The sequence below is a fragment of the Saccharopolyspora flava genome, from assembly GCF_900116135.1.
Classification (GTDB): domain Bacteria; phylum Actinomycetota; class Actinomycetes; order Mycobacteriales; family Pseudonocardiaceae; genus Saccharopolyspora; species Saccharopolyspora flava.
In genome coordinates this window covers 166,131-193,091 of the sequence record NZ_FOZX01000009.1, presented here as the reverse complement: position 1 = coordinate 193,091, position 26,961 = coordinate 166,131, and the positions used below count along the sequence as shown (strand labels likewise).

The window sequence follows — 26,961 nt, the reverse complement described above, 5'->3', positions numbered from 1 at the left end:
CACGATGGGTTGTTTGGGGAGTGATTGGCCTGGTCTGACGGTTTTCCGGAGAATGGGGTTGAGTCTCCAGCCGGTGGAAGGTCGAAGGTGGATCCCGTGAGCGAGAAACCCGAGCTGTTCACCATCGGCGAGCTGGCGCAGCGAACCGGGCTCGCGGTGCGGACCATCCGCTTCTGGTCCGACAGCGAGGTCGTGACGCCCAGCGCCCGTTCGGCCGGCGGCTACCGGCTCTACGACGCCGAGGCCGTGGCGCGCCTGGACCTGGTGCGCACGCTGCGGGAACTGGGGCTGGACCTGGCCTCGGTGCGGCAGGTGCTGTCGCGCCAGGTCACGGTCCAGGACGTCGCCGAGGAGCACCTGCGGGCGCTCGACGGCGAGCTGCGCACCCTGCAGACCCGGCGCGCCGTGCTGCGGTGGATCGCTCGACGCGGAACCACCACCGAGGAGATGAGGACCATGCACGAAGTGGCCAAGATGTCGGCCGACGAGCGCCAGCGCGTCATCGACGACTTCGTCGGCACGACCTTCGAGGGCATCGACGACGACGCCCCGGGCGCGCACATCGCCCAGGGGATGCGCTCGATGCCACCAACGCTGCCGGACGACCCCACCACCGAGCAGGTGGAGGCGTGGGTCGAGCTCGCCGAGCTCGTCGCCGACGAGGACTTCCGGCGCCGCTGCCGCGAGATGGCGGTGACCGGGGCGCGGGGCATCGACCAGCCGGGCGGCTACACGCCGGACAAGACGATGGAGCACGGCGCCGAAGCGCTGCGGGAGGGCGTCGCACCGGAATCCGCCCGCGGCAAGGAGATCCTCGACCGCATCGTCGACCCGGACCTGAGCGCGCAGCGCCGGCGGGAGCTGGCCGACACGGTCGAGACCTTCACCGACCGCCGCGTGGAGCGCTACTGGCAGCTGCTGGGCGTGCTCAACGGCTGGCCCGCGTTCGAGCCGCACGTGCCGCGCTTCGAGTGGCTCATCGCGGCCCTGCGCGCCCACGCGTGAGCACGAGCGAACCGGTCAGACGTTGCGGAGGACCGAGACCACGGTTCCGAGGATGACCGCGTCGTCGCCGTCGATGACGTCGTAGTCGGGGTTGCGCGGTTCGAGGTAGACGTGGCCGTTGCGGCGGCGGAACACCTTGACCGTGGCCTCGTCGTCGAGCATCGCGGCGACGATCTGGCCGGAGTGCGCCTCGGGCTGCTGGCGCACCACGACGATGTCGCCGTCGCAGATGGCGGCGTCGACCATCGAGTCACCGCGCACGCGCAGCCCGAAGACGTTGCCGCGTCCGGTGAGCTCGCGCGGCAGCGTCAGCACGTCGTCGACGTGCTCCTCGGCGGAGATGGGCGCCCCGGCGGCGATGTCGCCGACGACCGGCACGGGCACGTTGTGCTCGTCGCCGGAGCGGGAACCGCTGTCCCGCAGGAAGAGTCGCACGTCGATCGGCCGGGAGAGGGTTTCGCTGCGCCGCAGGAAGCCCTTGTCCTCCAGGGCCGCCAGGTGCCGCGACACCGAGGAGGTGGAGCGCAGCCCGACCGCCTCACCGATCTGCCGGGTGCTCGGCGCGTAGCCGTGCTCGACCACCCAGTCCCGGATGGTGGCCAGGATGCGCTGCTGGCGCTCCGGCAGGACCGAGGTGTCGAGGTGCTCGAGGTCGTCGAATGCGGTCATCCGGACCATCGTAATCCTCCCCTCGGAGGCATGATCGACCTGGTCAGAACGCTCGCGATTGAAACATGTTCTACGTCTCGGGTAGCGTCGGCCGCATGGGACGCGTGGAGGGCAAGGTCGCCGTCATCACCGGTGGAGCCCGGGGCATGGGCGCCGCGCACGCCCGGGCGCTGATCGCCGAAGGCGGACGGGTCGTCATCGCCGACGTCCTCGACGAGCAGGGCCAGGCGCTGGCCGAGGAGCTCGGCGAGGCCGCCCGGTACGCGCACCTGGACGTGACCCGGCCGGAGGACTGGGAGCGGGTCACCGAGTTCGCGGTGGCCGAGTTCGGGTTGCTCGACGTCCTGGTGAACAACGCCGGCATCGTCAACGGCAGCGCGATCGAGCACTTCGACCTGGATCACTGGCAGCAGATCGTCGACGTCAACCTCACCGGCACGTTCCTGGGCCTGCGGGCCGCGGTGGAGCCGATGAAGGCGGCGGGCGGCGGCTCGATCGTCAACGTCTCCTCGATCGAGGGCCTGCGCGGAAGCGCTTGGGCGCACGGCTACGTCGCCACCAAGTGGGCGGTGCGGGGGCTGGCGAAGTCGGCGGCGGTGGAGCTGGCCGCGCACGGGATCCGGGTGAACTCGCTCCACCCCGGGATGGTCCGCACGCCGATGACCGCGGACCTGCCGGAGGACATCATCAAGGCTCCCCTGGGCCGCGCCGCCGACCCGGAGGAGGTCGCGGCGTTCGTGGTGTTCCTGGCGAGCGAGGAGTCGTCGTTCGCGACCGGCTCGGAGTTCGTCGTCGACGGCGGCGCCACCGCCGGCGTACCGCACGGATGAATCACCCCCGGGAGACTCACCCGCGACCACGCCTCTGAAACACGTTCCACGTCGTCGGCCGAGGCGTCGCGATCGCGCGGATCGCCACCGCTCCCGCCGCGAGGAGCGCCAGGAAGCCCGTCCCCTCCAGGACAGCAGGGACTCCACCCGTCGGGTCTCCGCCGAAGAGCACCGCCACCACCACGACCGAGGCGAAGGCCCCGTAGCCGCAGGAGGCCAGCCGGATCACGGCGAGGCGGAAGCGCTCCGAGCGCTCGGCGTAGCGCAGCGACCAGGCCAGCGCGGGCAGCACCAGCACGCCGTGCATCGTGGCGGCGTGGGCGGGTTTGAGACCCGCGGTGAACGCGAACGCCTGCGCCACATCGCCCTGCACGCGGGTGAGCACCGTCCCCCGGGCCATCATCAGCACCCCGATGGCCAGGGCGACCATCAGCGAGAGGAACCCGACGCGCAGCGCCAGCCGCATGCTCGGCGGGAGCTCCTCGTGGCGGCGCAGCGCCACGACGGTCGCCGTCGTGATCACCCCGACGATCGCGACCGCGCCCAGCGCCGCCGAGGCCGCCGCGACCACGTCGGCGGCGGTGGCCGACTCGGGCGGGATGAAGTGCGACGGGACCCGCCGCCAGGCCTGCATCGTGATCCCGGCGACCTCCACCGCGCACGCCGCCGCGAAGATCACCAGCAGCCGCGAGCGGGTGCGGGCGCGCATCGGCACGAACGACAGCACCCAGGTCAGCGTGGCCAGCGTCAGCCCGAACGACAGGCCGAAGGTCGCCGGTTTGCGCCAGGACAGCGGACCGCTCCACTGCCCGCCGGTCGCCAGCAGCACACCGAGGTGGACCACCCCGCTCACCAGCAGCAACGCCGCCACCCGGTAGCAGGTGCGCTCCACGGCCGACCCGCCCCGGTAGGCCTCCGCCAGGTCGGTCGCCATCGCCCGCAGGACTCGTCGGCCGTGCGTCATCGTCGTGGTCATCGCGCGCCTCCGTTCATCACCGACGATGCTGCGCGCGGGTGGGGCCGCGAACATCCGTCGGCGCGCGACACCCGGCCTGCGCCCCGGGGCGTAGACGGCTTCTAGAGCAGGTCGAGGAACGTGTGCAGGACCGGGTTGTCGTTGCTGCCGCGCCAGGTGAGGTGGAGCTCGACGGGGTCCGGGACCGGCAGGCGGACCGGGCGCAGCGCCACGCCCTCGAAGCGCAGCCGCGCCGCCGTCGAGGGCACCAGGGCGATGCCGAGACCGACCTCCACCAGCGCGAGCACGGTGTGCACCTGGTCGGCGTGCTGCACGTAGGCCGGGTGCACACCGGCCTCGCCGAACAGGGCCGCCAGCAGGTCGTAGAAGTAGCGGGCCGCGAACGGCGAGTACCCCACGACCTCGGCGCCGTGGAAGTCCGCCGGCTCGAGCTCGTCCCGCTCGGTGAGCGGGTGCTCGACCGGCAGGGCCGCCACCAGGGGTTCGGCCCGGAACAGCCGCGATTCCAGTCCCGGAGGAGTGGGCGGCCGGACCAGGCCGAGGTCCAGGGCGCCGGCGGACAGGCGCTCCAGCTGGTCGCCGCTGACCAGCTCGTGCAGCACGACCTCGACGTGCGGCAGGTGGCTGCGGGCGGTGTTGAGCAGCCCGCCGAGCACGCCGTAGGCCGACGTGGCGGTGAAACCCAGCCGGAGCACGCCGGTGCGCCCGCCGGTCACCCGGCGCACCGAGCGGGCCGCGTTCTCGGCGTCGTGCAGCAGCCGCCGGGCGTCGGTCAGGAACGAGCGCCCGGCCGGGGTGAGCCGCACTGTCCGGCTGCTGCGGTCGATGAGACGGACCGCCAGCTCCCGCTCCAGCTGCTGGATCTGGCGGCTCAGCGGCGGCTGGGTCATGTTCAGCCGGGCGGCGGCGCGGCCGAAGTGGCCCTCTTCGGCGACCGCGACGAATCCGGCGAGTTGGGTGATCGTGAACATCGATGCCGTCTCGGTATCAGTGGATGCTTTTTCGGAGTTGGACGCGCATTGATGGGCGACTCTAACGTCACTCCCGACCGAGCACCGGCCCTGGAGGAAACGATGTCGCGCTTCTCGCCAGCCGAAGTCGCCGAAAGGCTTGCCGGCGGGCTTCTCTCGTTCCCGGTGACCCACTTCCGCGAGGACCTGAGCTTCGACGAGACCGCCTACCGGGACAACATCGGCTGGCTGTCGGGCTTCGGCGCGACGGGGCTGTTCGCGGCGGGCGGGACCGGCGAGTTCTTCTCGCTGACCACCGCCGAGGTGGAGCGCGTGGTCTCCGCCGCCGCGCAGGAGGTTCCCGCCGACGTCCCGGTGATCGCCCCCGCCGGGTACGGCACGGCCTCGGCCGTGGAGCTGGCCCGCGCGGGCGAGCGCGCCGGTGCCGACGGGCTCCTGCTGCTCCCGCCCTACCTCACCGAGGCACCGCAGGAGGGCCTGATCGAGCACGTCCGCGCGGTGTGCGCGGCCACCGACCTGGGCGTGATCATCTACAGCCGCGCCAACGCCGTCTACTCCGACGAGGCGGTGGCGCGGCTGGCCGAGGAGTGCCCGAACCTCATCGGCTTCAAGGACGGCGTCGGCGACATCGAGAAGATGACCCGCATCTACTCCCGCGTCGGCGACCGCCTGACCTACGTCGGCGGCCTGCCCACCGCCGAGACGTTCGCGCTGCCCTACCTGGAGATGGGCGTGACGACCTACTCCTCGGCGATGTACAACTTCGTGCCCGAGTTCGCGGTGCGCTTCTACAACGCGGTCCGCGCACGCGACCGGGCCACCGTGTACCGCTACCTCGACGAGTTCGTCCTGCCCTACTGCGACATCCGCAACCGCAGCGCCGGCTACGCGGTGAGCATCGTCAAGGCGGGTGTGCGCGCCATCGGCCGCCCGGCGGGTCCGGTCCGCGCGCCGCTGACCGACCTCGACGACACCGAGATGCGGCTGCTGACCGACCTGATCGACCGCGTCCCGGAGGCGTGAGCGCCAGTCCCCGATCCCCTGACGGCGTGCCCGGCAGGCACTGAGCACTGGGAGCCCCATGACACCCGTGATCTCGCAGCTGCGCGTCATCCCGGTCGCCGGGCACGACAGCATGCTGCTCAACCTCAGCGGCGCGCATGCGCCGTTCTTCACCCGGAACCTGCTGGTGCTCACCGATTCCGAGGGGCGCACCGGGGTCGGCGAGGTGCCCGGCGGTGAGCCGATCCGCCGGACGCTGGAGGAGTCGGCGGAGCTGGTCGTCGGGCAGCCGGTGGCGCGGTTGCGCTCGGTGCTGCGGGAGGTGCACGCGCGCTTCGCCGACCGGGACTCCGGCGGGCGCGGCGCGCAGACCTTCGACCTGCGGGTCACCGTGCACGCGGTGACCGCGATCGAGTCGGCGATGCAGGACCTGCTGGGCAAGCACCTGGGCGTGCCGGTGGCCGAGCTGCTCGGCGACGGGCAGCAGCGGGCCGAGGTGCCGGTGCTGGGCTACCTGTTCTTCGTCGGCGACCGCACCAGGACCGGCCTGCCCTACCAGGCTCCCGGCGACGGCGACGACTGGTCGCGGTTGCGGCACGAGGAGGCGCTGACACCGGAGGCGGTGGTGCGGCTGGCCGAGGCGGCCCGCGAGCGCTACGGGTTCCGCGACTTCAAGCTCAAGGGCGGTGTGCTGCCCGCCCGCGAGGAGGCCGAGGCGGTCACCGCGCTGGCCGAGCGGTTCCCCGACGCGCGAATCACCCTGGACCCCAACGGTTGCTGGTCGCTGCCGGAGGCGATCGAGGTCGGCCGCTCGTTGCGCGACGCGCTCGCCTACGCCGAGGACCCGTGCGGCGGCGAGGGCGGCTACTCGGGGCGGGAGACGATGGCGGAGTTCCGCCGCGCCACCGGGCTTCCCACCGCGACCAACATGATCGCCACCGACTGGCGGCAGCTGGGTCACGCGGTCCGGGCGGGCGCGGTGGACATCCCGCTGGCCGACCCGCACTTCTGGACCATGAGCGGGTCGGTGCGGGTGGCGCAGTTCTGCCACGACTGGGGTCTGACGTGGGGTTCGCACTCCAACAACCACTTCGACGTCTCGCTGGCGATGTTCACCCACGTCGCCGCCGCGGCCCCGGGCGAGATCACCGCGATCGACACCCACTGGATCTGGCAGGACGGCCAGCGCCTCACCCGAAACCCCCTGCAGATCACCGAAGGCCGCCTTCCTGCCCCCACAACCCCCGGCCTCGGCGTCGAACTCGACGAGGACCGCGTCGCCGAAGCCCACGACCTCTACCTCCACCACGGCCTCGGCTCCCGCGACGACGCCGCGGCCATGCACCACCTCATCCCGAACTGGACCTTCGACCCCAAGCGCCCCGCCCTCGACCGCCCCTGAAAACCCCACCCCGATCCACCCGATCGGACCCCTCAAGTCAAATACCGGGGTTTTCGACCGGTCGAATACCGCGGTTTTTGTCGGGACGAATACCGCGGTTTTTAACTTGAGGGCCTGATCGGGTGGGGGTGGGTGGTGGGAGGAGGAAGGCAATGATGCCTGTCGGATCTGCTGTGGACTTCTTGAGCGCGACGTCGTCGGCCGCGGGTGAGCGGGCTTGGAGCCTGCCGCCGTGGGCCCTGCTGGTGCTGGTGGTGGGTGGGATCGCGCTGCTCCTGCTGCTGGTGATGAAGGCGAAGCTGCACGCGTTCGTGGCGCTGCTGGTGGTCAGCGTCGTGGTGGCGGCCGTGGCCGGCATCAGCCCCGCCGAGATCCCGGGACTGCTCGAGGACGGGATGGGCGAGACCCTCGGCGAGATCGCCATCATCGTGGCGCTGGGCGCCATGCTCGGCCGGTTGATCCAGGAGTCCGGCGCGGCCGAGGTGCTGTCCGGACGCCTGCTCGCCGCCTTCGGGGAGCGCCGGGCTCCGCTGGCGGTCGGGGTGACCGCGCTGATCTTCGGCATCCCGGTGTTCTTCGACGTCGGGTTCATCATCCTGCTGCCGCTGATCTACTCGGTCGCGCAGCGCTCCGGACGGTCGGTGATCAGCATCGCGCTGCCCGCCGTCGGCGGCCTGGCGATCATGCACGCGGTGCTGCCTCCGCACCCGGGCCCGGTGGCCGCGGCCGGTCTGCTCGGCGCGAACCTGGGCTGGGTGACGATCATGGGCCTGGTCTGCGGTCTTCCCGCCTGGTTCGTCGGGGCGTACCTGTTCGGCACCCGCATCGGCGACCGGCTGGGCACCCCGGTTCCCGCGCAGCAGCTCGGCGAGGCCGAGGAGCAGGCCGGAACCGGTGGTGGCGTGACGACCAAGGCACCGCCGTCGCTGGGCGTGACCGTCGGCGTGATCCTGCTGCCGGTCGTGCTGATCATGCTCAACACCTTCGCCGAGGTCGTGCTGCCGGAGGGCGCGTTCCGCGACGTGCTGACGTTCGTCGGCGCCCCGGTCATCGCGCTGACGATCGCGACGCTGGCCTCGTTCTGGGTGCTGGGCCTGCGCGGCGGGTTCTCGATGGAGCGCATCGAGAAGGCCGCGTCGGCCTCGCTGGGACCGGTGGCGCTGGTGCTGCTGGTGACCGGTGCGGGCGGCGTGTTCGGCGCGGTCCTGGAGGCCACCGGCGCCGGTGCGGCGCTGGCGGACCTGCTGGGTCAGACGTCGCTGCCGGTGGTGCTGCTGGCGTTCCTGATCGCCACCGCGTTGCGCGTGGCGCTGGGCTCGAAGACGGTGGCGATCGTGACGACGGCGCCGATCGTGGCCCCGCTGATCCACGAGCTCGGCCTGACGCAGCCGGAGATCGCCCTGGTGGTGGTCGCGGTCGCCGCGGGAGGCACGGTCCTGTCCCACGTCAACGACTCGGGTTTCTGGCTGTTCAACCGCTACATGGACCTCGACATCAGGACCACCCTCAAGACCTGGACCCTCATGGAGACGTTCATGGGAGGCACGGCCTTCCTCATCGCCGCCGCCCTCAGCGCACTCCTCGCCCTCACCTGACCCCGCTCGGAGCGCGGCGCCCTTCCCATCGGGAGGGGCGCCGCCGTCGTGGGTCACCAGGGGACAGTTTTAGCCATAACTGTCCGGACAATTCGGACATTGATCATGGGTGATTATGGCTAAAACTGTCCACTGCCAACCACCGATGACACCGTCACCGGACCTCCCGATCAGGGTTTCCGGGTGAAACCCGCTGGGATGAGGAGGTCTTCCGGGGTGAGGTCGTGGATTGAGGGGCGCGCCAAGGCGAGGAGGGAGGAGTCGATGCCGCTTCGCAGGATGTCGAAGACGTTGCGGACTCCGGCTTGGCCTTCGGCGGCCAGGCCCCAGAGGTAGGCGCGTCCGATGAGGACGGCGCGGGCGCCGAGGGCGAGGGCCTTGACGACGTCGCTGCCGCGGCGGACGCCGCCGTCGAGCAGCACCTCGACGTCCCCGCCGACGGCCTCGGCGATCGCAGGCAGCAACCGGATCGTCGCCGGCGTCGAATCGAGGTTGTTGCCGCCGTGGTTGGACACCGAGATCGCGGTGGCGCCGATGTCGCGGGCGCGGCGGGCGTCGTCGGGATGCGTGACGCCCTTGATCATGAACGGCCCGCCCCAGCGCTCCCGCAGCCAGGCGATGTCCTCCCAGGTGGGAGGCGGGGTGAACATCCACTCGCCGTAGGCGCCGAAGAACGTCGGGGCGGCCTGGCCGCGCGGCACCATGTTCGGCGTGGTCAGGTCCGGCAGCCCGTGCCGGAGGAACCCGCTCAGCCATCGCGGCCGCAGCAGCCCCTGCGGGGCGAAGCTCAGCTTGGTGCGCAGGTCAAGCTTCTCCGGGATCGGCGGGCTGCCCCAATCGCGCCCGGTGGCGAAGCACCAGTCGAGGGTGACGATGAGCCCCTTCGCCCCGGCCGCGCGGGCGCGCTCGGCGCGGGCCAGCACCTTCTCCCGGTCGCCCACCCAGTACACCTGGAAGAACGTCTTCGGGTTGGCCTCGGCGACGTCCTCGACGGCGCGGCTGGCGAACGACGACAGCCCGATCGCCGTGCCCGCCTCCGCCGCGGCCCGGGCCACCGCGACCTCACCCTCCGGGTGAACGGCCTGCACCCCGGTCGGGGACACCAGCACCGGCAGTGACAGCTCCTGGCCCAGCACCGTCGTGGCCATGTCCCGCTCGGCGGGCAGGTCCGCCACGCGCGGGGCGAAGCCGAGCTCGCCGAAGGCCCGGATGTTGTCCTCCAGCGTGGATCCGCGTTCGCTGCCGGCCACCAGCGCCAGGTAGACCGACCGGGGCAGTCGCCTGCGGGCGCGCCGATGCGCCTCCGCCACTGTTTCGAACCACTCCGCCATGCCGCACCACGCTAGGGCCCGCGGACCTCGGCGGCACCGTGCGAGCGGTCCACCAACGTCCCCTCCGATCGAACGGGCGGCAGCCGGGCTACCTGACCGATCGGACGGGTGCGCTCCTCCCCGATCGTCCCGACCTGGGGCCTCGGACGAGGGGTCTTGGTCCGCTGCCGTTCTCCCGGGGTGAGCTGGGGCACTAGCTTCCGGGCCAGAGGCGGGTTCGACGTCCCGCTCCCCCGCCCGGCCGGAGAGCAACGCGCGACGAGGCGCGTGGAAAGGACACCGACATGCAGGTCGATGAGCTGCTCAAGCCGTTCCCGATCAAGGAGTTCCACCCGTTCCCCCGCGCCCTGCTGGGCCCCGGTTCGCACGAGATGATCGGCCCGGAGGCCCTGAAGCTGGGCTTCAAGAAGACCCTGGTGATGACCTCCGGCCTGCGCGGCACCGACATCGTGCACAAGATCGTCGAGTCGATGCGCTACCACGGCCTGGAAGTCGTGGTCTACGACCAGGTCGAGTCCAATCCCAAGGACTACAACGTGATGGACTCCGTCGCGATGTACCAGGAGAACGCCTGCGACTCGTTCGTGTCCATCGGCGGCGGCTCCTCCCACGACGCGTGCAAGGGCGCGCGGATCTCGGTGGCCCACGACGGCCGCAACGTCAACGAGTTCGAGGGCTTCAACAAGTCGGAGAACCCCAAGAACCCGCCGCACATCGCCGTGTCCACCACGGCCGGAACGGGTTCGGAGACGTCCTGGGCGTACGTCATCACCGACACCACCACCGACCCGGACAACCCGCACAAGTACGTCGCCTTCGACGACAACTCGGTGACCACGCTGGCCGTCGACGACCCGGTGCTCTACTACGACTGCCCGATCGACTACACCGCGCAGTGCGGGTTCGACGTGCTCGCCCACGCCTCCGAGCCCTACGTCTCGCGGCTGAACTTCCCGCCGTCGCTGGGCAACGCGCTGCACGCGGTGAAGATGACCGCCGAGAACCTGCGCCAGGCGGTGTGGAACGGCCAGGACCTGCCGGGCCGCGAGGGCATGATGTACGCGCAGTACATCGCCGCGCAGGCGTTCAACTCCGGCGGTCTGGGCATCATCCACTCGATCTCGCACGCCGTGAGCGCCTTCTACGACACCCACCACGGGCTCAACAACGCCATCGCGCTGCCGCGGGTGTGGGCGTTCAACATGCCGGTGGCCTACAAGCGGTTCGCCGAGATCGCCGAGGCGATGGGCGTCGACACCCACGGCATGACCGCGCCGCAGGCCGCCGACGCCGCCCTCAACGCCGCGATCCGGCTGCTGCGCGACGTGGGCATCACCGAGCGCTTCGTCGACGTCAACGCCGACACCTACTCCAAGAACCGGCTCGGCCAGGGCCCGACGAAGTTCTACGAGCGCTCCAAGGAGATCAAGGGCGACGCCGCCGACGTCGACCGCATCACCAACCACGTCCTCGGCGACGCCTGCACGCCGGGCAACGCCAAGGAGTGCACGTTCGACACGGTGCGCCCGGTCGTCGAGCACTGCATGACCGGGGATCTGGACGACCTGCTGACCTGATCCCCTCCCGGACCGGCCGTGGTGTCGCGCCCCTCCGACCTGTGCGGCACCACGGCCTTCCCACCCAGCACCGCTCGCATCCCGGAGGTATCGCAGTGCTCGACGACATCGCGGATCAGCCCGGAGACAAGCCCTTCGAGTCGGTGGAGGAGGTGATCAACCGCTTCGGGGAGCACGGCTACATCTCCGACCGGCGGCTGGCCACCACCGTCTTCCTCCAGTCCAGATTGGACAAACCGCTGCTGCTGGAAGGCCCAGCGGGGGTGGGCAAGACCGAGCTGGCCAAGACGCTCGCGGAGGCCACCGGGCGAAAGCTGCTGCGGTTGCAGTGCTACGAGGGCCAGGACGAGAGCAAAGCGCTCTACGAGTGGGACTACGGCAAGCAGCTGCTCTACACCCAGATGCTGCGCGACAAGATCGGCGAGATCATCGCCGACGCGCCGGACCTGTCCACGGCGATCGACCGGATCGGCGCGCAGGACAGCGTGTTCTTCTCCGACCGGTTCCTGGCCGCCCGGCCGCTGCTGGAGGCCATCCGCGGCGAGCAGCCCGCGGTGCTGCTGGTCGACGAGGTCGACCGCGCCGACGAGGCGCTGGAGGCCGTGCTGCTGGAGTGCCTGGCGGAGTTCCAGGTGTCGGTGCCCGAGGTCGGCACCTACACCGCGGCGACCCCGCCGTACGTGGTGCTGACCTCCAACAACACCCGCGACCTGTCGGCGGCGCTGAAACGCCGCTGCCTGCACCTGTTCCTGGACTACCCGGACCACGACCGGGAGCTGGAGATCGTCCGCTCCAAGCGCACCGGCCTGCCGGAGCACCTGGCCGAGCAGCTGGTGACGGTGGTGCGCCGGCTGCGCGAGCTCAAGCTGCGCAAGGCGCCGTCGATCTCGGAAACCATCGACTGGGCGCGGACTCTCGCCGTCCTCGGCGCCGAGGAGCTGGGGTCGGAGGTGCTGGCCGAGACCGTCAACGTCGTGGTGAAGTACGAGCGCGATCTGCAGCAGGCGCTGGACGTGATCGGGCACATGTCCGACCCGAACCGCGACATCCCCCAGCAGCTGCCGTCCCACGGCCACGGGCACGGACATGGCCATGGGCACGGGCACGACCACGCCGACGACGGCGGTGACGTCGACGGCCGGGAGGTCCGCGCGGCCAAGGACCGGCCGGGCCGGCACGACGATTCCTACTACGGCGCACCGGGTTCGGCCTCGTCCGGGCAGCGGGGCAGCGGCAGTCAGGGGGCCCGGTCGTTCTCCTCGGTGACCCGCCGCAAGTCGTGAGGAGCGCGCCGTGGAATCAGCACTGCACCGGTTCGTCCGGTTGTTGCGCCTGTTCGGCGTGCGCATCTCGGTCTCCGAGGCGACCGACGCGATGCGCTGCGCCGCCCAGCCCGGGATGCTCGACGACCGGGAGGCGCTGCGCAACGCCCTGAAGGTCGCGATGATCAAGGACCGGCGGGACGAGGAGATCTTCGACGAGGTCTTCGAGGTGTTCTTCGCGCTGCGCCCGGTGGTTCCCGACGACGCCGAGCACGAGCACAGCCACGAGCACGACGACCTCTCCGACACCGGTGAGCTGCAGTCGTTCACCGTGTCCGAGGAACCCGCGGACACCCCGCAGGAGGGGCACACGCACGCCAAACCCGCCGACATCCGCGACTACTTCGACCCCGAGGACCTGGCCCAGCAGTACAACCTGCACCAGGAGAGCAACAAGATAGACCTCGCCTCGATGACCGACGAGGTCGTGTTCTCCAGCGACAACAGCAGCACCGGTGGCGGTTCGGTGCCGTCGGTGCAGCTGGAGACCGAGCAGCTGCACAACGCGGGCACGCCGGGGTCGCTGGCCGAGCACACCGGGCAACGCATCGACACCCGGCTGAGCATCGCCGAGGAGCAGACGCTGCTGGACTGGCTCGGCGACGACGAGGAACCCGATTCGGCGCCGCGCGGGCAGCTCACCGGGGTGCTGGAGAACCTGCCGGAGCTGCTCAAGCAGCACCTGGCCAAGCTCGCCGAGCTGGAGCGCACCGCCACCGAGTCCCGCGAGGTCGCCGCCGGCCGGCTGGACCGGGTCGACGAGGGCGAGCGCCAGCAGCTGGAGGAGTCGCTGCGGCGGATCGTGCACAGCCTGCGCGGGGCGCCGACCAGCAAGCGCCGCAACACCCCGCGCGGCCGGGTGCACCCGGCGCGCACGATGCGCCGCAACATGCGCTACGACGGCGTGCCGTTCCGGCCGATCACGGTCACCCGCGCCGAGGACAAGCCGAGGCTGGTGGTGCTGGCCGACGTGTCGCTGTCGGTGCGCTCGACCGCGCGGTTCACGCTGCACCTGGTGCACGGGCTGCAGTCGCTGTTCACGCAGGTCCGCACGTTCGCCTTCGTCGACGATCCGGTGGAGATCACCGAGCTGTTCACCGATCACCCGCTGGAGCGGGCGCTGGGGCTGGTCTTCGACGGGTTGCCGCAGGGCGGTGTGCTCGACGTGGACGGCAACTCCGATTACGGCGCCACGTTCGGCCGGTTCCTGGAGGAGTTCGGCACGACGCTCAACCGCCGGACCACGGTGCTGATCCTCGGGGACGGGCGCGGCAACGGCAACGACCCGAACGTCGACGCGCTCGCCGAGATCGCCCGCCGCGCGCGGGAAACCATCTGGCTCACCCCGGAACCGCGGTACTCGTGGCGGTTGGGCCGCTGCGACCTGCCGGACTACGCCGACCACTGCGACCGGGTGCAGGTGGTGCGGGACCTGTCCGGGCTGGCGAAGGCCGCCGAGTCCATCGCGACGGAGGTGACGGGGCGGTGACGGCCGGAGAGCGCGCGGCGCTGCACCACATCGACCCGCTGGCCCCGCACGGGCGGGATCCGCTGGTCACCGTGGCGCGGCACTCGGGGTGCGACGCGCGGATCGCGGTGACCCGCACGCCGCACTTCTGCCTGCACCGCCGGGACCACCGGATGGAGATCACCCACTGGTTCCGGCCCGAGCAGCTGGACAACAACCTGGCGGGCGTGCTCGCCGACGAGCTGTTCGCGCCGGGCTGGCTCAGCGGCGTGGAGGTCTTCGAGCGGGTGTTCACCGAGGTGGTGCAGTCGGTGATCGAGGATCCGCTGCGCGCGTGGACGACGTTCTACGCCAACACCCTCGACCGGATCCGGGAGTGCTGGTCGCAGCCCGACGGGTCCGCCCCGCACTCCTCGATCGCCGACTTCGCCCCGCTGTACCGGCGGGTGCTGAGCACGGCGCCGCCCGGGCGGGTGCTGGACCTGGGGTCGTGCTTCGGCTTCCTGCCGCTGCTGCTGGCCGAGCGGGGCGAGCACACGGTCATCGCCTCGGACCTGGCTCCCGGCAGCATGCGCCTGCTCAAGACGGTCGCCTCGGCCCGGGGGCATCACATGCACACCCTGGTCTGCGACGCGGCCCAGGTCCCGCTCCCCGACGGCGCGGTCGACACGGTCACGGCCATGCACCTGCTGGAGCACCTCGAACCGGCCCGGGGAGACGCGGTCCTCGCCGAAGCCCTCCGCTTGGCCCGGCGCCGCGTCATCATCGCCGTCCCCTTCGAGGACAGGCCCAACGCCGCCTTCGGCCACGTCCGCACCTTCACCGAGGCCGACCTCCACGAACTCGGCACCTCCACGGGTCTCCCCTACGAGGTCACCCACCACCACGGAGGCTGGCTCGACATCCGCAAACCCCCGAACCCCGCACAGTTTTCATGAAAACTGTCCCCCCACGAACAACGAAAATCCCGTTGTCCCTTCACGGAGGTGGGTGGTGGGGAAGTTTTCATGAAAACTTCCCCACCACGAACAAAACCCGAGGTCAGGGGAATCCCCTTCCCTCCCGTTCTGGACGGGGTGGGGGAAGTTTTCATGAAAACTTCGCGTCAGATGAGGTGGAGCTTGCTGGCTTCGTAGACCGCTTCCGCGCGGCTGGTGGCGGTGAGCTTGCGCATGATGTTGCGGACGTGGAACTTCACCGTCGTCTCGGAGATGAACAGCTTCGCGCCGATGTCGCGGTTGCTGAGGCCGTGGGCGAGCTGGCGGAGGACGTTGAGCTCGCGCTCGGTCAAGCGGGGCTCGGTGGTGGGGGCGTTCATCGACTCGACCATCGCCGCGGCCGAGCGGGAGTCGAAGGAGCTCTCGCGGCGGGCGACGGCGCGGATGGAGCGGACCAGTTCGGTGGTGTCGACGTCCTTGACGACGTAGCCGCGGGCACCGCGGTGGATGGCGTCGACGACCAGCCCGCCGTCCAGGAACGTGGTGAGCACCAGGACGCCGAGGTCCGGGTGTCGCTCGGTGAGCTGCCCGCACAGCTGCAGGCCCTCGGTGTTGTCGCCGGTGGAGAGCTTGAGGTCGAGCAGCACGATGTGCGGCGCGGCGTCGGCGACCACGGTCAGCGCCTCAGCTGCGGTCGCGGCTTCGCCGACGACCTGCAGGTCGTCCTCGCGTTCCAGCACCGAGCGCAGCCCGTGCCGGACGATGGCGTGGTCGTCGACGAGGACGATCCGCACCGAGGGGTCCCCGGTGCGCTGGTCGGGCAGTCTCACGGCGTCACCTCCCGCTCCGGCGACAGCGGCACCCGCAGCTGCAGCGCCACCCCGCCCATCCGCGACCGCCGGATGCCCAGCGTCCCGCCGAGCTCCCGCGCCCGCGCCGCCATGTTCGCCAGCCCCCGGTGCCTGCCCGCGAGGTCGGCGGCCTCGGAGAGCTTCAGGGACCGCCGCAGCTGAGCGGGGTCGCCGGTGCCGTCGTCGGAGACGGTCAGCCGCAGCCGGCCGGGCTGGTAGACGAGGTGCACGACGGCGCGGGTGGCTTCGGCGTGCGAGACGATGTTGAACAGCGCTTCGCCGGTGAGCCGCAGGATGGAGCTCTCGTCCTCCGGCGGCAGCGGCGCGGGGCTGCCTTCGACGCGCACCTCCACCCGCAGTTCGCTGGACAGGTGCACAGTGGACAGCTGCTCGAGCAGCACCGGCAGCGATCCCGGCGGTTCCTCGGCCCCGTGGTGCAGGGCGTAGATCGCGGCCCGCAGCCGTTCCACGGCCTGCTGGGTGAGTCCCTTGGCGGGGGCGAGCTTCTCGGCGACGCGCTCGGCTTCCGGCCCCATCTCGGCGAGTTCGGCGCGGCACACCTCCACCGTCATCCCGGCGCTGAGCACGTACTGGGTGACGGTGTCGTGCAGTTCGCGGGCGATGCGGTGGCGCTCGTCGTCGAGGGCCTGGCGCTGCATGGCCTCGACGAGGCGGCGTTGGGTCTCCTGCAGCTCGGCGTTGCGGGCGGCCAGGTCCCGGGCCTGCTGGGCGGCGGCCTCGGAGAGCTGCTCGGTGCGCCCGCGCAGCTGGGCGGCGGCGTGGAACAGGAACGAGTTGTGCACGGCGACGGCGGCCTGGTTGGCCAGGACCCGCAGGATCGCCAGGTCGGTGTCGGCGACCTGGACGTCACCGGGCCAGCCGACGATGCCGCCGACGGGTTCGCCGTCGAGGGTCATCGGCGCCCGCACCCACCCGGGCCCGCCGGGTTCCAGCTCGATCTCCCAGGGCCGGTTGCGGATGACGTCGAGCTGCTCGCGGGCCTCGGGCGGCAGCGCGTCCTCGTCGTCGACGAGCTCGCCCCGGTCCAGCAGCAGGAACCGGGGCCGGGCGGCGCGCAGCGCGCCGTCGGCGATGCCGACGAGCATCCGGTCGGCCTGCAGGTGCTCGGCCGCGGCCCGGACGACGGCTTCGACGAGGGTGCGCGGTCCTTCGACGGTGCGCACCAGCGCGCGGGAGATGCGGTCGAGGGCCTGCACGGCGTGCTCCAGGCGCTCGGCGGAGCGGACGTACTCCGGGTAGAAGGAGCGCTTGCCGGAGCGCAGCCCGGTCAGCACGCCCAGGTCGTCTCCGAAGTCGCCGCCGGACATCGCACCGCTCACAGCGCGGCCCGGAACAGCCCGGCGATGTCGGTGGCCCGCGCCTCGCGCGGGTTGGTCGTCAGGCAGGCGTCCTTGAGCGTGTTGCGCGTCAGCACCGGGATGTCCACATCGGACACGCCGAGCGACCGCAGCGTCTTGGGCACGCCGACGACGTCGGCCAGCTCCCGCACCCGCTCGGCCAGGGCCAGCGCCACGTCGACGGCGGGCACCCCGGCGGTGTCGATGCCGATCGCGGCGGCCAGCGGGACGTAGCGGTCGGGGTCGGCCTCGGCGTTGAAGCGGATGACGTGCGGAAGCAGCACCCCGTTGATCACCCCGTGCGGGGCGTCGAGCAGCCCGCCGACCTGGTGGCTCATGGCGTGGGTGGCGCCGAGGATGGCGTTGGTGAAGGCCATCCCGGCCTCCAGCGCGCCCTGCGCCATCGCGATGCGGGGTTCGGCCTCGGCGGGCCGGAACAGGGTGCGGGCGAGGTTGCCGGTGATGAGCTGCGCGGCGTGCAGCGAGTGCTGCTCGGTGAGGGTGTTGTGCGCGCGGGAGACGTAGGACTCGATGGCGTGGGTGAGCGCGTCGAGGCCGGTGGCGGCGTTGAGCCAGTCGGGCATGGTGGTCAGCAGCCGGGGGTCGACGACCGAGATCTCGGGCACCAGCGCCCGGCTCAGGATGGTGATCTTGGTGGCGTTGCCGGTGTCGGTGACGATGGCGAACTGGGAGACGTCGGCTCCGGTTCCCGACGTCGAGGGCGCCATGACCAGCGGCGGGATCGGGTGCACGACCTGGTCGACGCCTTCGTAGTCGAGGATGCGCCCGCCGTTGCCGGACAGGATCGCCACGCCCTTGGCCGCGTCGATCACCGAGCCGCCGCCGACCCCGATGATCACGTCGGCACCGGATTCGGCGTAGCGGCGGTGCGCGGCCTCGATCTCGTGGTCCTTCGGGTTGGGCGTGACCGCGTCCCACACCACCGCCGAGAGCCCGACGGATTCGAGGTGACCGGCGGCCTCGGCCGCCCAGCTCGCCTCGGTGAGGCCGCCGTCGGTGACCAGGAACGGTCGGCGGGCGCCGAGCCGCCGCGCGCAGTGCCCGAGCTCGGCCAGCGCGCCCGGGCCGAACACGACCTCGGGCACGTGGAACTTCGCCAGCCTCGGCGGTTCGCCGCCGGACCGCGTGATCAGCGGCCCGGGCAGCTCGGTGACGCCGAGTTCGGGCGGGCCGGGCACCCGGCTTCGCACAGTCATCAGGCATCCTCCAGGCACCGGTGCGTGGGATCCGCGAACGCCGGCCGGGTCGACGCGCCGGACCCGACCATCCTATCCTGGAACGTGACCCGGACCACAGCAGCGAGACCGGCGGGGTCCGCCCGGTCCGGGCAGACCCCGCAGCCGCCCCCCTTCGCACGGCGCTCGCCGGTCAGGCGAGACCGAACGCCTCGAGCTCGTCGTCGGTGAGCAGCCGCGAGCGGATCAGGAACCGGACTCCCTCGGGGGCTTCCAGCGAGAACCCGCTGCCGCGGCCGCGCACGACGTCGATGGTCAGGTGGGTGTGCTTCCAGTACTCGTGCTGCGCCTGCGACATCCACACCGGTACCGCTTCGCCGTCCACGTCGAGGTCGCCGAGGTGGACGTCGGAGTCGCCGGTGCGGAACTCCCCCGCCGGGTAGCACATGGGAGCGCTGCCGTCGCAGCAGCCGCCGGACTGGTGGAACATCAGCGGGCCGTGGTCGGCCCGGAGGCGGCGGAGCAAGTCCGCCGCCTCCGGGGTCACGGCCACCCGAGCGGGCTCCATCAGAAGAAGCCCAGCTTGTTCGGCGAGTAGCTGACCAGCATGTTCTTGGTCTGCTGGTAGTGGTCGAGCATCATCCGGTGGTTCTCCCGGCCGATGCCGGACTGCTTGTAGCCGCCGAAGGCCGCGTGCGCCGGGTAGGCGTGGTAGTTGTTCACCCACACCCGGCCGGCCTGGATCTCGCGACCGGCGCGGTAGGCGGTGTTGGCGTCGCGCGACCACACCCCGGCGCCCAGGCCGTAGAGGGTGTCGTTGGCGATCTTCATGGCGTCGGCGTAGTCGTCGAAGCGCGCCACGGAGACCACCGGACCGAAGATCTCCTCCTGGAAGACCCGCATCTTGTTGTGGCCCTCGAACACCGTCGGCTGCACGTAGTAGCCGCCGGAGAGCTCGCCGCCGAGGTCGGCCCGCTCGCCACCGGTGAGGACCTTGGCGCCCTCCTGCTTGCCGATGTCGATGTAGGACAGGATCTTCTCGAGCTGGTCGTTGCTGGCCTGCGCACCGATCATGGTGTCGGTGTCGAGCGGGTTGCCCTGCTTGACGGCCTTGGTGCGGTCGACGGCCTCGCCGAGGAACCGGTCGTAGATGCCGGTCTGGATCAGCGCGCGCGACGGGCAGGTGCAGACCTCGCCCTGGTTGAGCGCGAACATCGTGAAGCCCTCGAGCGCCTTGTCGTAGAAGGCGTCGTGGGCGGTGGCGACGTCGTCGAAGAAGATGTTCGGGCTCTTGCCGCCCAGCTCCAGCGTCACCGGGATGATGTTCTCGCTGGCGTACTGCATGATCAGCCGCCCGGTGGTGGTCTCCCCGGTGAAGGCGATCTTGCTGATCCGCTTGTTGGAGGCCAGCGGCTTGCCCGCCTCGACCCCGAAGCCGTTGACGACGTTGACCACGCCGGGCGGCAGCAGGTCGCCGATGACGCTCATCAGCACGTGGATCGAGGCCGGGGTCTGCTCGGCGGGCTTGAGCACCACGGCGTTGCCCGCGGCCAGCGCGGGCGCCAGCTTCCAGACCGCCATCAGGATCGGGAAGTTCCACGGGATGATCTGGCCGACCACGCCCAGCGGCTCGTGGAAGTGGTAGGCGACGGTGCTGTCGTCGACCTCGCTGATCCCGCCCTCCTGGGCGCGGATGGCGCCGGCGAAGTAGCGGAAGTGGTCGATGGCCAGCGGGATGTCGGCGGCCAGGGTCTCGCGGACCGGCTTGCCGTTCTCCCAGCTCTCGGCGACGGCCAGCTTCTCGAGGTTCGCCTCCATCCGGTCGGCGATCTTGTTGAGGATGTTGGCCCGCTCGGCCACCGAGGTCCGTCCCCACGCGGGAGCGGCGCCGTGCGCGGCGTCGAGGGCGCGCTCGACGTCGTCGGCGGTGCCGCGGGCGATCTCGGTGAAGTCCGCGCCGGTCACCGGCGTCGGGTTCGCGAAGTAGCCGCCCTTGGCCGGTGCCACGTACTCACCGCCGATGTAGTGGTCGTAGCGGGATTCGTAGGCCACGACGCTGCCCTGCGTACCCGGCGCTGCGTACTTGGTCATGCGTTGCCTCCTGCACGAGAACTGCTCTTGTCCCGAGCGATCGTGGCGCGCCTCACGTTGCAACGGGGTTGCACCGGCCGTTGCGCCGATCGGCTGACTGACCGAACGGACGGGATTGCCCTCGTCGGCGGGTGACGCCCTTGTTCCCGGGATCACGCGTGGTCATGATGTCCCCACCCGTCAACGAGGACGCAGGACTGGAGGCAGGGTGCAGGCCGAGGAGGAGAACCCCACCACGACGATGCTCGCCGACCCGCTGGAGTACGCCTCGCTGCTGGGCCGGGTGTGGGACGCCGTGCTGCGCGGGGACCGCGCTCCCCGATCGCCGCGCGCGCTGGTCTCGGAGTCCTGGCAGCGCTCGCTGGCCGCCGAGGTCGACCCCGACGCCTGCGAGGCGCCGGTGGTCTGCGAGCGCGACGAGGTCCACGACCTGCGCGACGAGCACCCCCTCAAGGCCGCGATCCCGGTGCTGCGCCAGACCGTCCTCGACGTCGCCGACGAGGCCATGCACGTGATGATCGTGACCGACCGGGACGGGCTGATCCTGTGGCGCGAGGGGCATTCCGAGGTGCAGCGCCGCGCCGACAAGGTGCGGTTGAGCGAGGGCACCCGGTGGGCCGAGGAGGCCATCGGCACCAACGCGATGGGGACGACGCTCGCGGTGGGCAAACCGGTGCAGATCTACTCCGCCGAGCACCTGGTGCGCACCTACCACGACTGGACCTGCGCGGCGAGCCCCATCCACGACCCCGACACCGGTGACGTGCTGGGTTCGGTGGACATTTCCGGTCCGCTGCGCACCGTGCACCCGGCGATGGTGTCGCTGGTCAGCGCGGCGGCGCAGCTCGCCGAGAGCCACCTGCGGGCGCGGATGGCCGCCCGCGACGAGCAGCTGCGGGCCCGCAACATGCCGCACCTGCGGGCGCTGCGCGGCGAGGCGGGCGCGCTGCTGACCCGCACCGGGCGGGTGCTGGCGGTGGAGCCGGGCGCGGCGCTGCTGCCCGAGCGGGTCGACGTCTCCGACGGCCGGGTCACCCTGGGCGACGGCCGCGAGGCCGTGCTGGAGCGGCTCGCCGAGGGCTACCTGCTGCGGGTGCCGGGCTCGTCGACGACGCGCGCCCGCCCGCGACCGGTGCTGTCGCTGTCGTTCCTGGACTCGGCCGGACCGCGCGCGGTGCTCGACGGCCGCGAGGTCCCGCTGTCGTTGCGGCACGCGGAGATCCTGACGCTGCTGGCGATGCGACCGGCCGGGCTCACCGCCGACAAGCTGGCGTTCCAGCTCTACGGCGAGCGCGGCAACCCGGTCACCGCCCGCGCCGAGATCCACCGGCTGCGCGCCCACCTCGGCGAGCACGTCATCGCGACCAAGCCCTACCGGCTGCGGGCCGCGGTCGACGCGGACTTCCTGACGGTGCGCCGCGCGCTGCACGACGGTGATCTGCGCACCGCCTCGGAGACCTACCGGGGTCCGCTGTTGGAGGCCAGCGAGGCCCCGGCGATCCGCGACGAGCGGGAGGAGCTGTTCGCCTCGCTGCGCAACGCCGTGCTGGACCGCGGGGACGTGGCTGCGCTGTGGGCGCTGTTCCGCGATCACCCCACCGACGACCTGGAGGTCCTGGGCCAGCTCGCGCACCGCCTCCCCCGCCACGACTCGCGACGCCCGCTGGTCACGGCCCGGATGCAGCAGGTCCTCGCGGGCGAGGCCTGATCAGGGGCGCAGCCCGGCGAGCAGCACTTCGACGACCCGCTCGACGGAGTCGACGCCGCCGGGCAGCGGCAGTTGCGAGCACACCGCGCCCTCGACCATCTCGCAGATCAGCACCAGGTCGGCGGGCTCGACGTCGGCGCGGATCGCGCCGGCCGTTTGGGCCCGGCGCAGACCGGGGGTCAGGACGGCGACCAGGCGCCTGGCGTAGCGGGTCTGGTCGGCGGGCGGGAGTTCGCGGAACATCCGGGCCAGCGGGCGGCGGGAGATCTGCTCCTCGAACAGCTCCTCCAGCACGTCGAGGAAGTCGGCGTCGGCGGTGTCGGCGACGAGTTCGCGCAGCATGTGCAGCTTGCTCTCGGCCACCGCGAGCCCGAGGGCGTAGCGGTCGGAGAAGTGCCGGTAGACGGTGGCGCGGCCCAGCCCGGAGCGGCGGGCGATCTCGCTGAGCTGCACCAGCTCGACGTCCTCGGTGAACGCCTCATCGGCCGCCTGCAGGATGACCTCGCGGTTGCGGCGCGCATCGGTCCGCCGAGAACTCAGCACCGCTCCCCTCCCGAAGGCCACACGAACTCCTAACCTACCCGTCGGTAGTGAGATCGTCGAGAAGTTCAATGTCTCGTTTTGGCTGCCTAAGCTCCGCGCCAGTCGACGCTGACCTGCCGTGGAGGTACCCGCATGCCCGAACTCAGCCGCCGCACCCTGCTCGCCGGAACCGCGGCCGCCGCCGGTCTCTCGCTGGCCGGCCCGTACGCCCACGCCGCGACCCGCGTACCGCTGACCCGCGAGGAGCACCGCGTCGTGGTCATCGGCTCGGGCTTCGGCGGCGGCGTGACGGCGCTGCGATTCGCCCAGGCGGGCATCCCGGTGCTCGTGCTCGAACGCGGCAAGCGCTGGCCGACCGGCCCGAACTCCGACACCTTCCCCACCCTGGCGACGCTGGACAAGCGGCTCTTCTGGATGGGGTCGGGCCCGTCGCTGTTCGGCATCGAGCCGCCGCCGTTCGAGCGCTACACCGGTCTGCTGGAGCGGGTGGCCGGCAACGGCATGGACATCATGTGCGCGGCCGGTGTCGGCGGCGGTTCGCTGCTGTACCAGGGCATGACGTTGCAGCCGACCGAGGAGGTCTTCAACGCCAACATGCCCGAGAAGCTCGACTACGCGCGGATGGACTCGGTCTACTACCGCCGCGTGGCCGAGATGCTGCAGATCGCCACCGCCCCGGACGAGCTGATCAACAGCGACTCCTACCGGGCGTCGCGGATTTTCGCCCGCAACGCCCGCGACGCGGGCTTCTCGGTGGAGAAGATCCCGATGCCGATCGACTGGGACTACGCGCTGCGCGAGCTGCGCGGCGAGATGAAACCGTCCTACACCAACGGCAACTGCGCGTTCGGGGTGAACAACGGCGGCAAGCACTCGGTCGACGTCACCTACCTCGCCCAGGCCGAGGCCACCGGCAAGGTCACCGTCGCGCCGCAGCACAACGTCACCGAGGTCGCCCAGACCCGCGACGGGCGCTGGCAGGTGCACGTCGACCGCATCGCCCAGGACGGCACCGTGCTGGAGCAGAAGATCATCACCACGCCCGCCCTGGTGATGGCGGCAGGCACGGCGGGCACCACCAGGCTGCTGATGCGCGCCGCCGCCAAGGACCAGATCCGCGACATGCCCGACGGCCTGGGCTCCAACTGGGGTTCCAACGGCGACCGGATCTACACCTGGACCAGCCTGGAGGACGACTTCGGCATGCCGCAGGGCGGCCCGGTGGTCTTCGGCAGCAAGGAGTGGGACGACCCGACGCTGGCCAACACCGTCATCCAAGCCTCGATCCCACCCACGCCGAACCTGCGCACCACGATGCTCGTCGGCTACGGCGTGAGCTCCGGGCGCGGCCGGTTCAGCTACGACTCCACCAAGGACGACGCGGTGCTGAACTGGCCCTCGCAGGCGGATTCGACGCTGGCCAAGCGCGTCGACGAGCGCGTCGCCGCGGTCGCGGGCACCGGATCGGTCCGGCTCGACACGACCTCGCTGGTGCCCAACACCTGGCACCCGCTGGGCGGCGCGTCGATGAACGTGGTCTGCGACCTGGAAGGCCGGGGTGAAGGGCCACCGCGGTCTCTACGTGCTCGACGGGGCGCTCATGCCCGGCAACACCGCCGCCTGCAACCCGTCGATGACCATCGCGGCGGTGGCCGAGCGCGCCACCGACGCGCTCCTCGCCCAGGACGCCGGCGTGGTGTTCTGATCACTCCCGTCCCGCGCCACCGCCGGTCCCGCGCCACCGGTCGGCGGCGCGGGACGGGTTTCACCGGTGCGAGGCGTCGAGGAACTCCTCCCGGAAGATCTTGCGCGGCGCCATCCTACGGCGCTTGAGCGCCTTGACCCCGGCCTCGACCATCCCCGGCGGACCGCACAGGTAGGCGCTGAGACCCCGGCAGGACTGGAAGTCCGCCAGCACCACGTCGGTCACCAGTCCCGTCGCGCCGTCCCAGTCCTCTTCGGACAGGCAGGGCCGGTACCCGAAGTGCGGGTGCCGCCGGGCGAGATCGGTGAAGAACTCCACGTCGTAGAGGTCCTGCCTGCTGCGACCTCCGTGGTAGAGGTGCAGTTCCGGCGCCAGGTCGTGGTCCAGGGCGTGCCGCACGATGGACTTCAGCGGCGCCAGGCCGGTGCCCCCGGCGATGAGGATCGCCGGTTCCTCCTGCGCCACCGGCATCCCGAAATCGCCGAGCGGGCCCTTGAGCTCGATGCGCTCGCCCACCGCGAGCCCGGCGAACATCCAGCCGTCGGTGGCGATCCCGCCCGGCGTGCGCCGCACGTGGAACTCCAGCCGCGAGGTCTCCGACGGCGGGTTCGCCATCGAGTACTGCCGCGCCGCACCGGTTCCCGGCACGAGGATCTCGGCGTACTGGCCGGGGTTGAACGACATCGGCTCGTCGAGCTCGACGACCAGCCGCCGGATGTCGCGGGCGATGTCGTCGAGGCCGACCACGGTCCCGGTGTGGTCGCGCAGCGGGTGCCGCGGGACGCCGTCGTCGGGGTCGACCTGCTCGACCGGTTCCAGCACCAGCGCGGAGCGCGGCGTGGCCTGGCAGCCCAGGGCGATGCCGGCCTCGCGCTCCTCGGGGGTGAGGGTGTACTCGGAGGAGTCGCGGTGGTCGACCTCGCCGGAGAGGACCTTCATCTTGCAGCTGCCGCAGGTCCCCTGCGTGCAGGAGTGCGGCAACCAGATGTCGTCGCGCAGGCAGGATTCGAGGATCGATTGTCCCGCAGCGCATCTCGTCGAGCGGTCCAGCGGGTCGATGCGGACCTCGTGGGTCGTCTCGGTCGCGGTCATCACACCTCCCACACGGCGTGCAGCTCGACCGGGCCGCGGAAGCCCCAGCCCCAGAAGTCGACCTCGTGATCGGTGTCGGGCTCCAGGTTCGGGATGGCCTCGAACAGCTCCTCCAGCGCGATGCGCACGACCTCGGTCGCGAAGTACGTTCCCGCGCACGCGTGCTTGCCCGCCCCGAAGGCCAGGTTCGGCACCGGCGTGCGGTCCAGGTCGAACACCGCCGGCGACGAGTAGTCGTTCTCGTCGTGGTTGGCCGAGCCGTAGGACATCATCACCACCGACCCGGCGGGCAGCTCGATGCCGTCGATGACCATGTCGCGGTGGTTGCGCCGCGCCACCGCCGACCAGATCGGCGAGGCCCAGCGCACGCCCTCGGTGATGGCCCGCCGCACCAGCGACGGGTCGTCGATGACGCGCTCCAGCTGGCCGGGCCGGGTGAACAGCCCCGCGATGGTGGAGGCCATCGCGTGCCCCGGTTCCTGCATCGCACCGAGCAGGAACACGAAGACGTTCGGGTAGATGACCTCGCGGTCGCGGACCTGGCCGGGCGGCATCCCGTCGTGCAGCCAGTGCGACAGGGCGCTGTCGTCGGGCTCGACGGTCCACTTGTCCAGCAGCGGGTCGAGGACCGCGCGGATCTCGGCCTTGGCCTCGTCCCCGGGCGTGAAGCCCTCGGGGTTGGCCCAGTCGCCGTTCTCGTCGACCCCGGCGTTGGTGAACGAGACGCTGAGCTTGCGGAACCACTCGCGGAGCTTGTCCGAGTTCACCGACCGCAACCCCATCAGGTCGCCGAGGCTGCGCACGCTCACCGGCTCGCAGAACTGCGACACCAGGTCGGCCTCGCCGTCGTTCTCGAAGGCCTCCAGGTAGCGGCGGGCGATCGGCCGGGCCAGGGCGTCGACGTAGCGGTCGACCTCGCTGGGCTGCAGGCCCGGGTCGACCATCGCGCGCAGGTCGTCGTGCTCGGCGCCGTTGGCGTCCAGCACCGCCGGGTCGCCGAAGGTGCGGCGACCGGCCGGGGCGATGACGCCTTCGAAGTCGCTGTCGTCGGTGCCGGCGATCCGCTTGCACATCTCCTTCGTCGAGGCCACCCAGCAGCCCAGCGCCGGGACGTAGGCCAGCGGGGCCTCGGCGCGCAGCCGCTCGTAGAACGGGTACGGGTCGCGCTCCAGCTCCTCCATCGTCACGTCCGCGATCCAGTTCGGGGTCGTCATCGTCATCGCAGGTCCTCCATCGCTCGTCGCTGAGCCGTCGTCTTCCGGGAACTCACGCAGCCGATCCGGGATCGCCGTCCGGGCGGTGTGCGGGAAAAACATCACGGATCACGGGGA

General features: G+C 71.3%; 22 protein-coding genes and 1 pseudogene. 11 read left to right on the top strand and 12 right to left on the bottom strand.

Annotated features, from left to right (window positions below; genetic code table 11):
* Positions 1-96: 96 nt before the first annotated feature.
* A complete protein-coding gene (locus BM424_RS23005) occupies positions 97-1,005 on the top strand; it encodes a helix-turn-helix domain-containing protein (RefSeq protein WP_093422006.1) in 909 nt (302 codons plus the stop codon).
* A 15-nt stretch (positions 1,006-1,020) separates the two neighbouring features.
* Here the strand turns inward: BM424_RS23005 and lexA are convergent, their stop codons facing one another.
* Entirely contained in the window at positions 1,021-1,674 is a 654-nt protein-coding gene (lexA, locus tag BM424_RS23000; protein WP_093422004.1) for a transcriptional repressor LexA, read from the bottom strand.
* A 95-nt stretch (positions 1,675-1,769) separates the two neighbouring features.
* On the opposite strand from lexA, the gene BM424_RS22995 reads away from it, so the two are divergent.
* The gene (locus BM424_RS22995; RefSeq protein WP_093422001.1) at positions 1,770-2,504 is read left to right on the top strand and encodes a glucose 1-dehydrogenase; all 735 of its coding nucleotides are present in this window, start codon (positions 1,770-1,772) and stop codon (positions 2,502-2,504) included.
* 16 nt (positions 2,505-2,520) lie between these two features.
* On the opposite strand, the gene BM424_RS22990 is transcribed toward BM424_RS22995, so the two are convergent.
* Positions 2,521-3,480 carry a hypothetical protein gene (locus BM424_RS22990; protein ID WP_175548219.1) on the bottom strand — a complete coding sequence of 320 codons (960 nt, stop codon included), beginning with the start codon at positions 3,478-3,480 and terminating at the stop codon, positions 2,521-2,523.
* 101 nt (positions 3,481-3,581) lie between these two features.
* Positions 3,582-4,451, bottom strand: coding sequence for a LysR family transcriptional regulator (locus BM424_RS22985; RefSeq protein ID WP_093421751.1), 870 nt, complete (start codon positions 4,449-4,451; stop codon positions 3,582-3,584).
* A gap of 102 nt (positions 4,452-4,553) precedes the next feature.
* Here BM424_RS22985 and kdgD point away from each other — a divergent pair, with 102 nt between their 5' ends.
* From kdgD to BM424_RS22970, 3 genes are all read left to right on the top strand, one after another.
* Positions 4,554-5,474 carry a 5-dehydro-4-deoxyglucarate dehydratase gene (gene kdgD / locus BM424_RS22980; protein WP_093421748.1) on the top strand — a complete coding sequence of 307 codons (921 nt, stop codon included), beginning with the start codon at positions 4,554-4,556 and terminating at the stop codon, positions 5,472-5,474.
* Between the two features lie 58 nt (positions 5,475-5,532).
* Positions 5,533-6,855 (top strand): enolase C-terminal domain-like protein, encoded by a 1,323-nt coding sequence (locus tag BM424_RS22975; RefSeq protein ID WP_093421746.1) that lies wholly within the window; start codon positions 5,533-5,535, stop codon positions 6,853-6,855.
* 152 nt (positions 6,856-7,007) lie between these two features.
* Complete coding sequence (locus tag BM424_RS22970; protein ID WP_093421743.1) at positions 7,008-8,450, top strand: GntP family permease; 1,443 nt, start codon at positions 7,008-7,010, stop codon at positions 8,448-8,450.
* Positions 8,451-8,620: 170 nt separating this feature from the next.
* On the opposite strand, the gene mftD is transcribed toward BM424_RS22970, so the two are convergent.
* The gene (mftD, locus tag BM424_RS22965; protein WP_093421741.1) at positions 8,621-9,781 is read right to left on the bottom strand and encodes a pre-mycofactocin synthase MftD; all 1,161 of its coding nucleotides are present in this window, start codon (positions 9,779-9,781) and stop codon (positions 8,621-8,623) included.
* Between the two features lie 284 nt (positions 9,782-10,065).
* On the opposite strand from mftD, the gene mdo reads away from it, so the two are divergent.
* The 4 genes from mdo (at position 10,066) to mftM (ending at position 15,086) form a co-directional block, all read left to right on the top strand.
* Positions 10,066-11,358, top strand: coding sequence for an NDMA-dependent methanol dehydrogenase (gene mdo, locus BM424_RS22960; RefSeq protein ID WP_093421738.1), 1,293 nt, complete (start codon positions 10,066-10,068; stop codon positions 11,356-11,358).
* Between the two features lie 95 nt (positions 11,359-11,453).
* Positions 11,454-12,641 (top strand): AAA family ATPase, encoded by a 1,188-nt coding sequence (locus BM424_RS22955; protein WP_245776058.1) that lies wholly within the window; start codon positions 11,454-11,456, stop codon positions 12,639-12,641.
* 10 nt (positions 12,642-12,651) lie between these two features.
* Positions 12,652-14,169 (top strand): VWA domain-containing protein, encoded by a 1,518-nt coding sequence (locus BM424_RS22950; RefSeq protein WP_093421736.1) that lies wholly within the window; start codon positions 12,652-12,654, stop codon positions 14,167-14,169.
* Positions 14,166-15,086, top strand: coding sequence for a mycofactocin oligosaccharide methyltransferase MftM (gene mftM, locus BM424_RS22945; RefSeq protein ID WP_245776057.1), 921 nt, complete (start codon positions 14,166-14,168; stop codon positions 15,084-15,086). The genes BM424_RS22950 and mftM overlap by 4 nt, the downstream gene beginning before the upstream one ends.
* Positions 15,087-15,253: 167 nt before the next feature.
* Here mftM and BM424_RS22940 read toward each other — a convergent pair whose 3' ends face one another.
* From BM424_RS22940 to adh, 5 genes are all read right to left on the bottom strand, one after another.
* A complete protein-coding gene (locus BM424_RS22940) occupies positions 15,254-15,916 on the bottom strand; it encodes a MadR family response regulator transcription factor (RefSeq protein ID WP_281248790.1) in 663 nt (220 codons plus the stop codon).
* A complete protein-coding gene (locus BM424_RS22935) occupies positions 15,913-17,265 on the bottom strand; it encodes a MadS family sensor histidine kinase (RefSeq protein ID WP_093421733.1) in 1,353 nt (450 codons plus the stop codon). The genes BM424_RS22940 and BM424_RS22935 overlap by 4 nt, the downstream gene beginning before the upstream one ends.
* An 8-nt stretch (positions 17,266-17,273) precedes the next feature.
* Positions 17,274-18,512: an iron-containing alcohol dehydrogenase gene (locus BM424_RS22930; RefSeq protein WP_093421730.1), complete on the bottom strand. Its 1,239-nt coding sequence runs from the start codon at positions 18,510-18,512 to the stop codon at positions 17,274-17,276.
* A gap of 172 nt (positions 18,513-18,684) precedes the next feature.
* Positions 18,685-19,059, bottom strand: coding sequence for a DUF779 domain-containing protein (locus tag BM424_RS22925; protein WP_175548218.1), 375 nt, complete (start codon positions 19,057-19,059; stop codon positions 18,685-18,687).
* Positions 19,059-20,582: an aldehyde dehydrogenase gene (gene adh / locus BM424_RS22920; protein ID WP_093421728.1), complete on the bottom strand. Its 1,524-nt coding sequence runs from the start codon at positions 20,580-20,582 to the stop codon at positions 19,059-19,061. The genes BM424_RS22925 and adh overlap by 1 nt, the downstream gene beginning before the upstream one ends.
* A gap of 208 nt (positions 20,583-20,790) precedes the next feature.
* Here adh and BM424_RS22915 point away from each other — a divergent pair, with 208 nt between their 5' ends.
* On the top strand, positions 20,791-22,290 hold the full coding sequence (locus tag BM424_RS22915) for a helix-turn-helix domain-containing protein (RefSeq protein WP_425442055.1): 1,500 nt from the start codon (positions 20,791-20,793) through the stop codon (positions 22,288-22,290).
* Here the strand turns inward: BM424_RS22915 and BM424_RS22910 are convergent, their stop codons facing one another.
* Positions 22,291-22,833 carry a TetR/AcrR family transcriptional regulator gene (locus BM424_RS22910; protein ID WP_245776056.1) on the bottom strand — a complete coding sequence of 181 codons (543 nt, stop codon included), beginning with the start codon at positions 22,831-22,833 and terminating at the stop codon, positions 22,291-22,293.
* Between the two features lie 132 nt (positions 22,834-22,965).
* On the opposite strand from BM424_RS22910, the pseudogene BM424_RS29910 reads away from it, so the two are divergent.
* Positions 22,966-24,538, top strand: a pseudogene (locus BM424_RS29910) (GMC oxidoreductase).
* 60 nt (positions 24,539-24,598) lie between these two features.
* On the opposite strand, the gene BM424_RS22900 reads toward BM424_RS29910, so the two are convergent.
* Together BM424_RS22900 and BM424_RS22895 are read right to left on the bottom strand one after the other, a co-directional pair.
* Positions 24,599-25,630, bottom strand: coding sequence for an NADH:ubiquinone reductase (Na(+)-transporting) subunit F (locus tag BM424_RS22900; RefSeq protein ID WP_093421725.1), 1,032 nt, complete (start codon positions 25,628-25,630; stop codon positions 24,599-24,601).
* Positions 25,630-26,850: a cytochrome P450 gene (locus tag BM424_RS22895; protein WP_093421723.1), complete on the bottom strand. Its 1,221-nt coding sequence runs from the start codon at positions 26,848-26,850 to the stop codon at positions 25,630-25,632. The genes BM424_RS22900 and BM424_RS22895 overlap by 1 nt, the downstream gene beginning before the upstream one ends.
* Between the last annotated feature and the right edge of the window lie 111 nt (positions 26,851-26,961).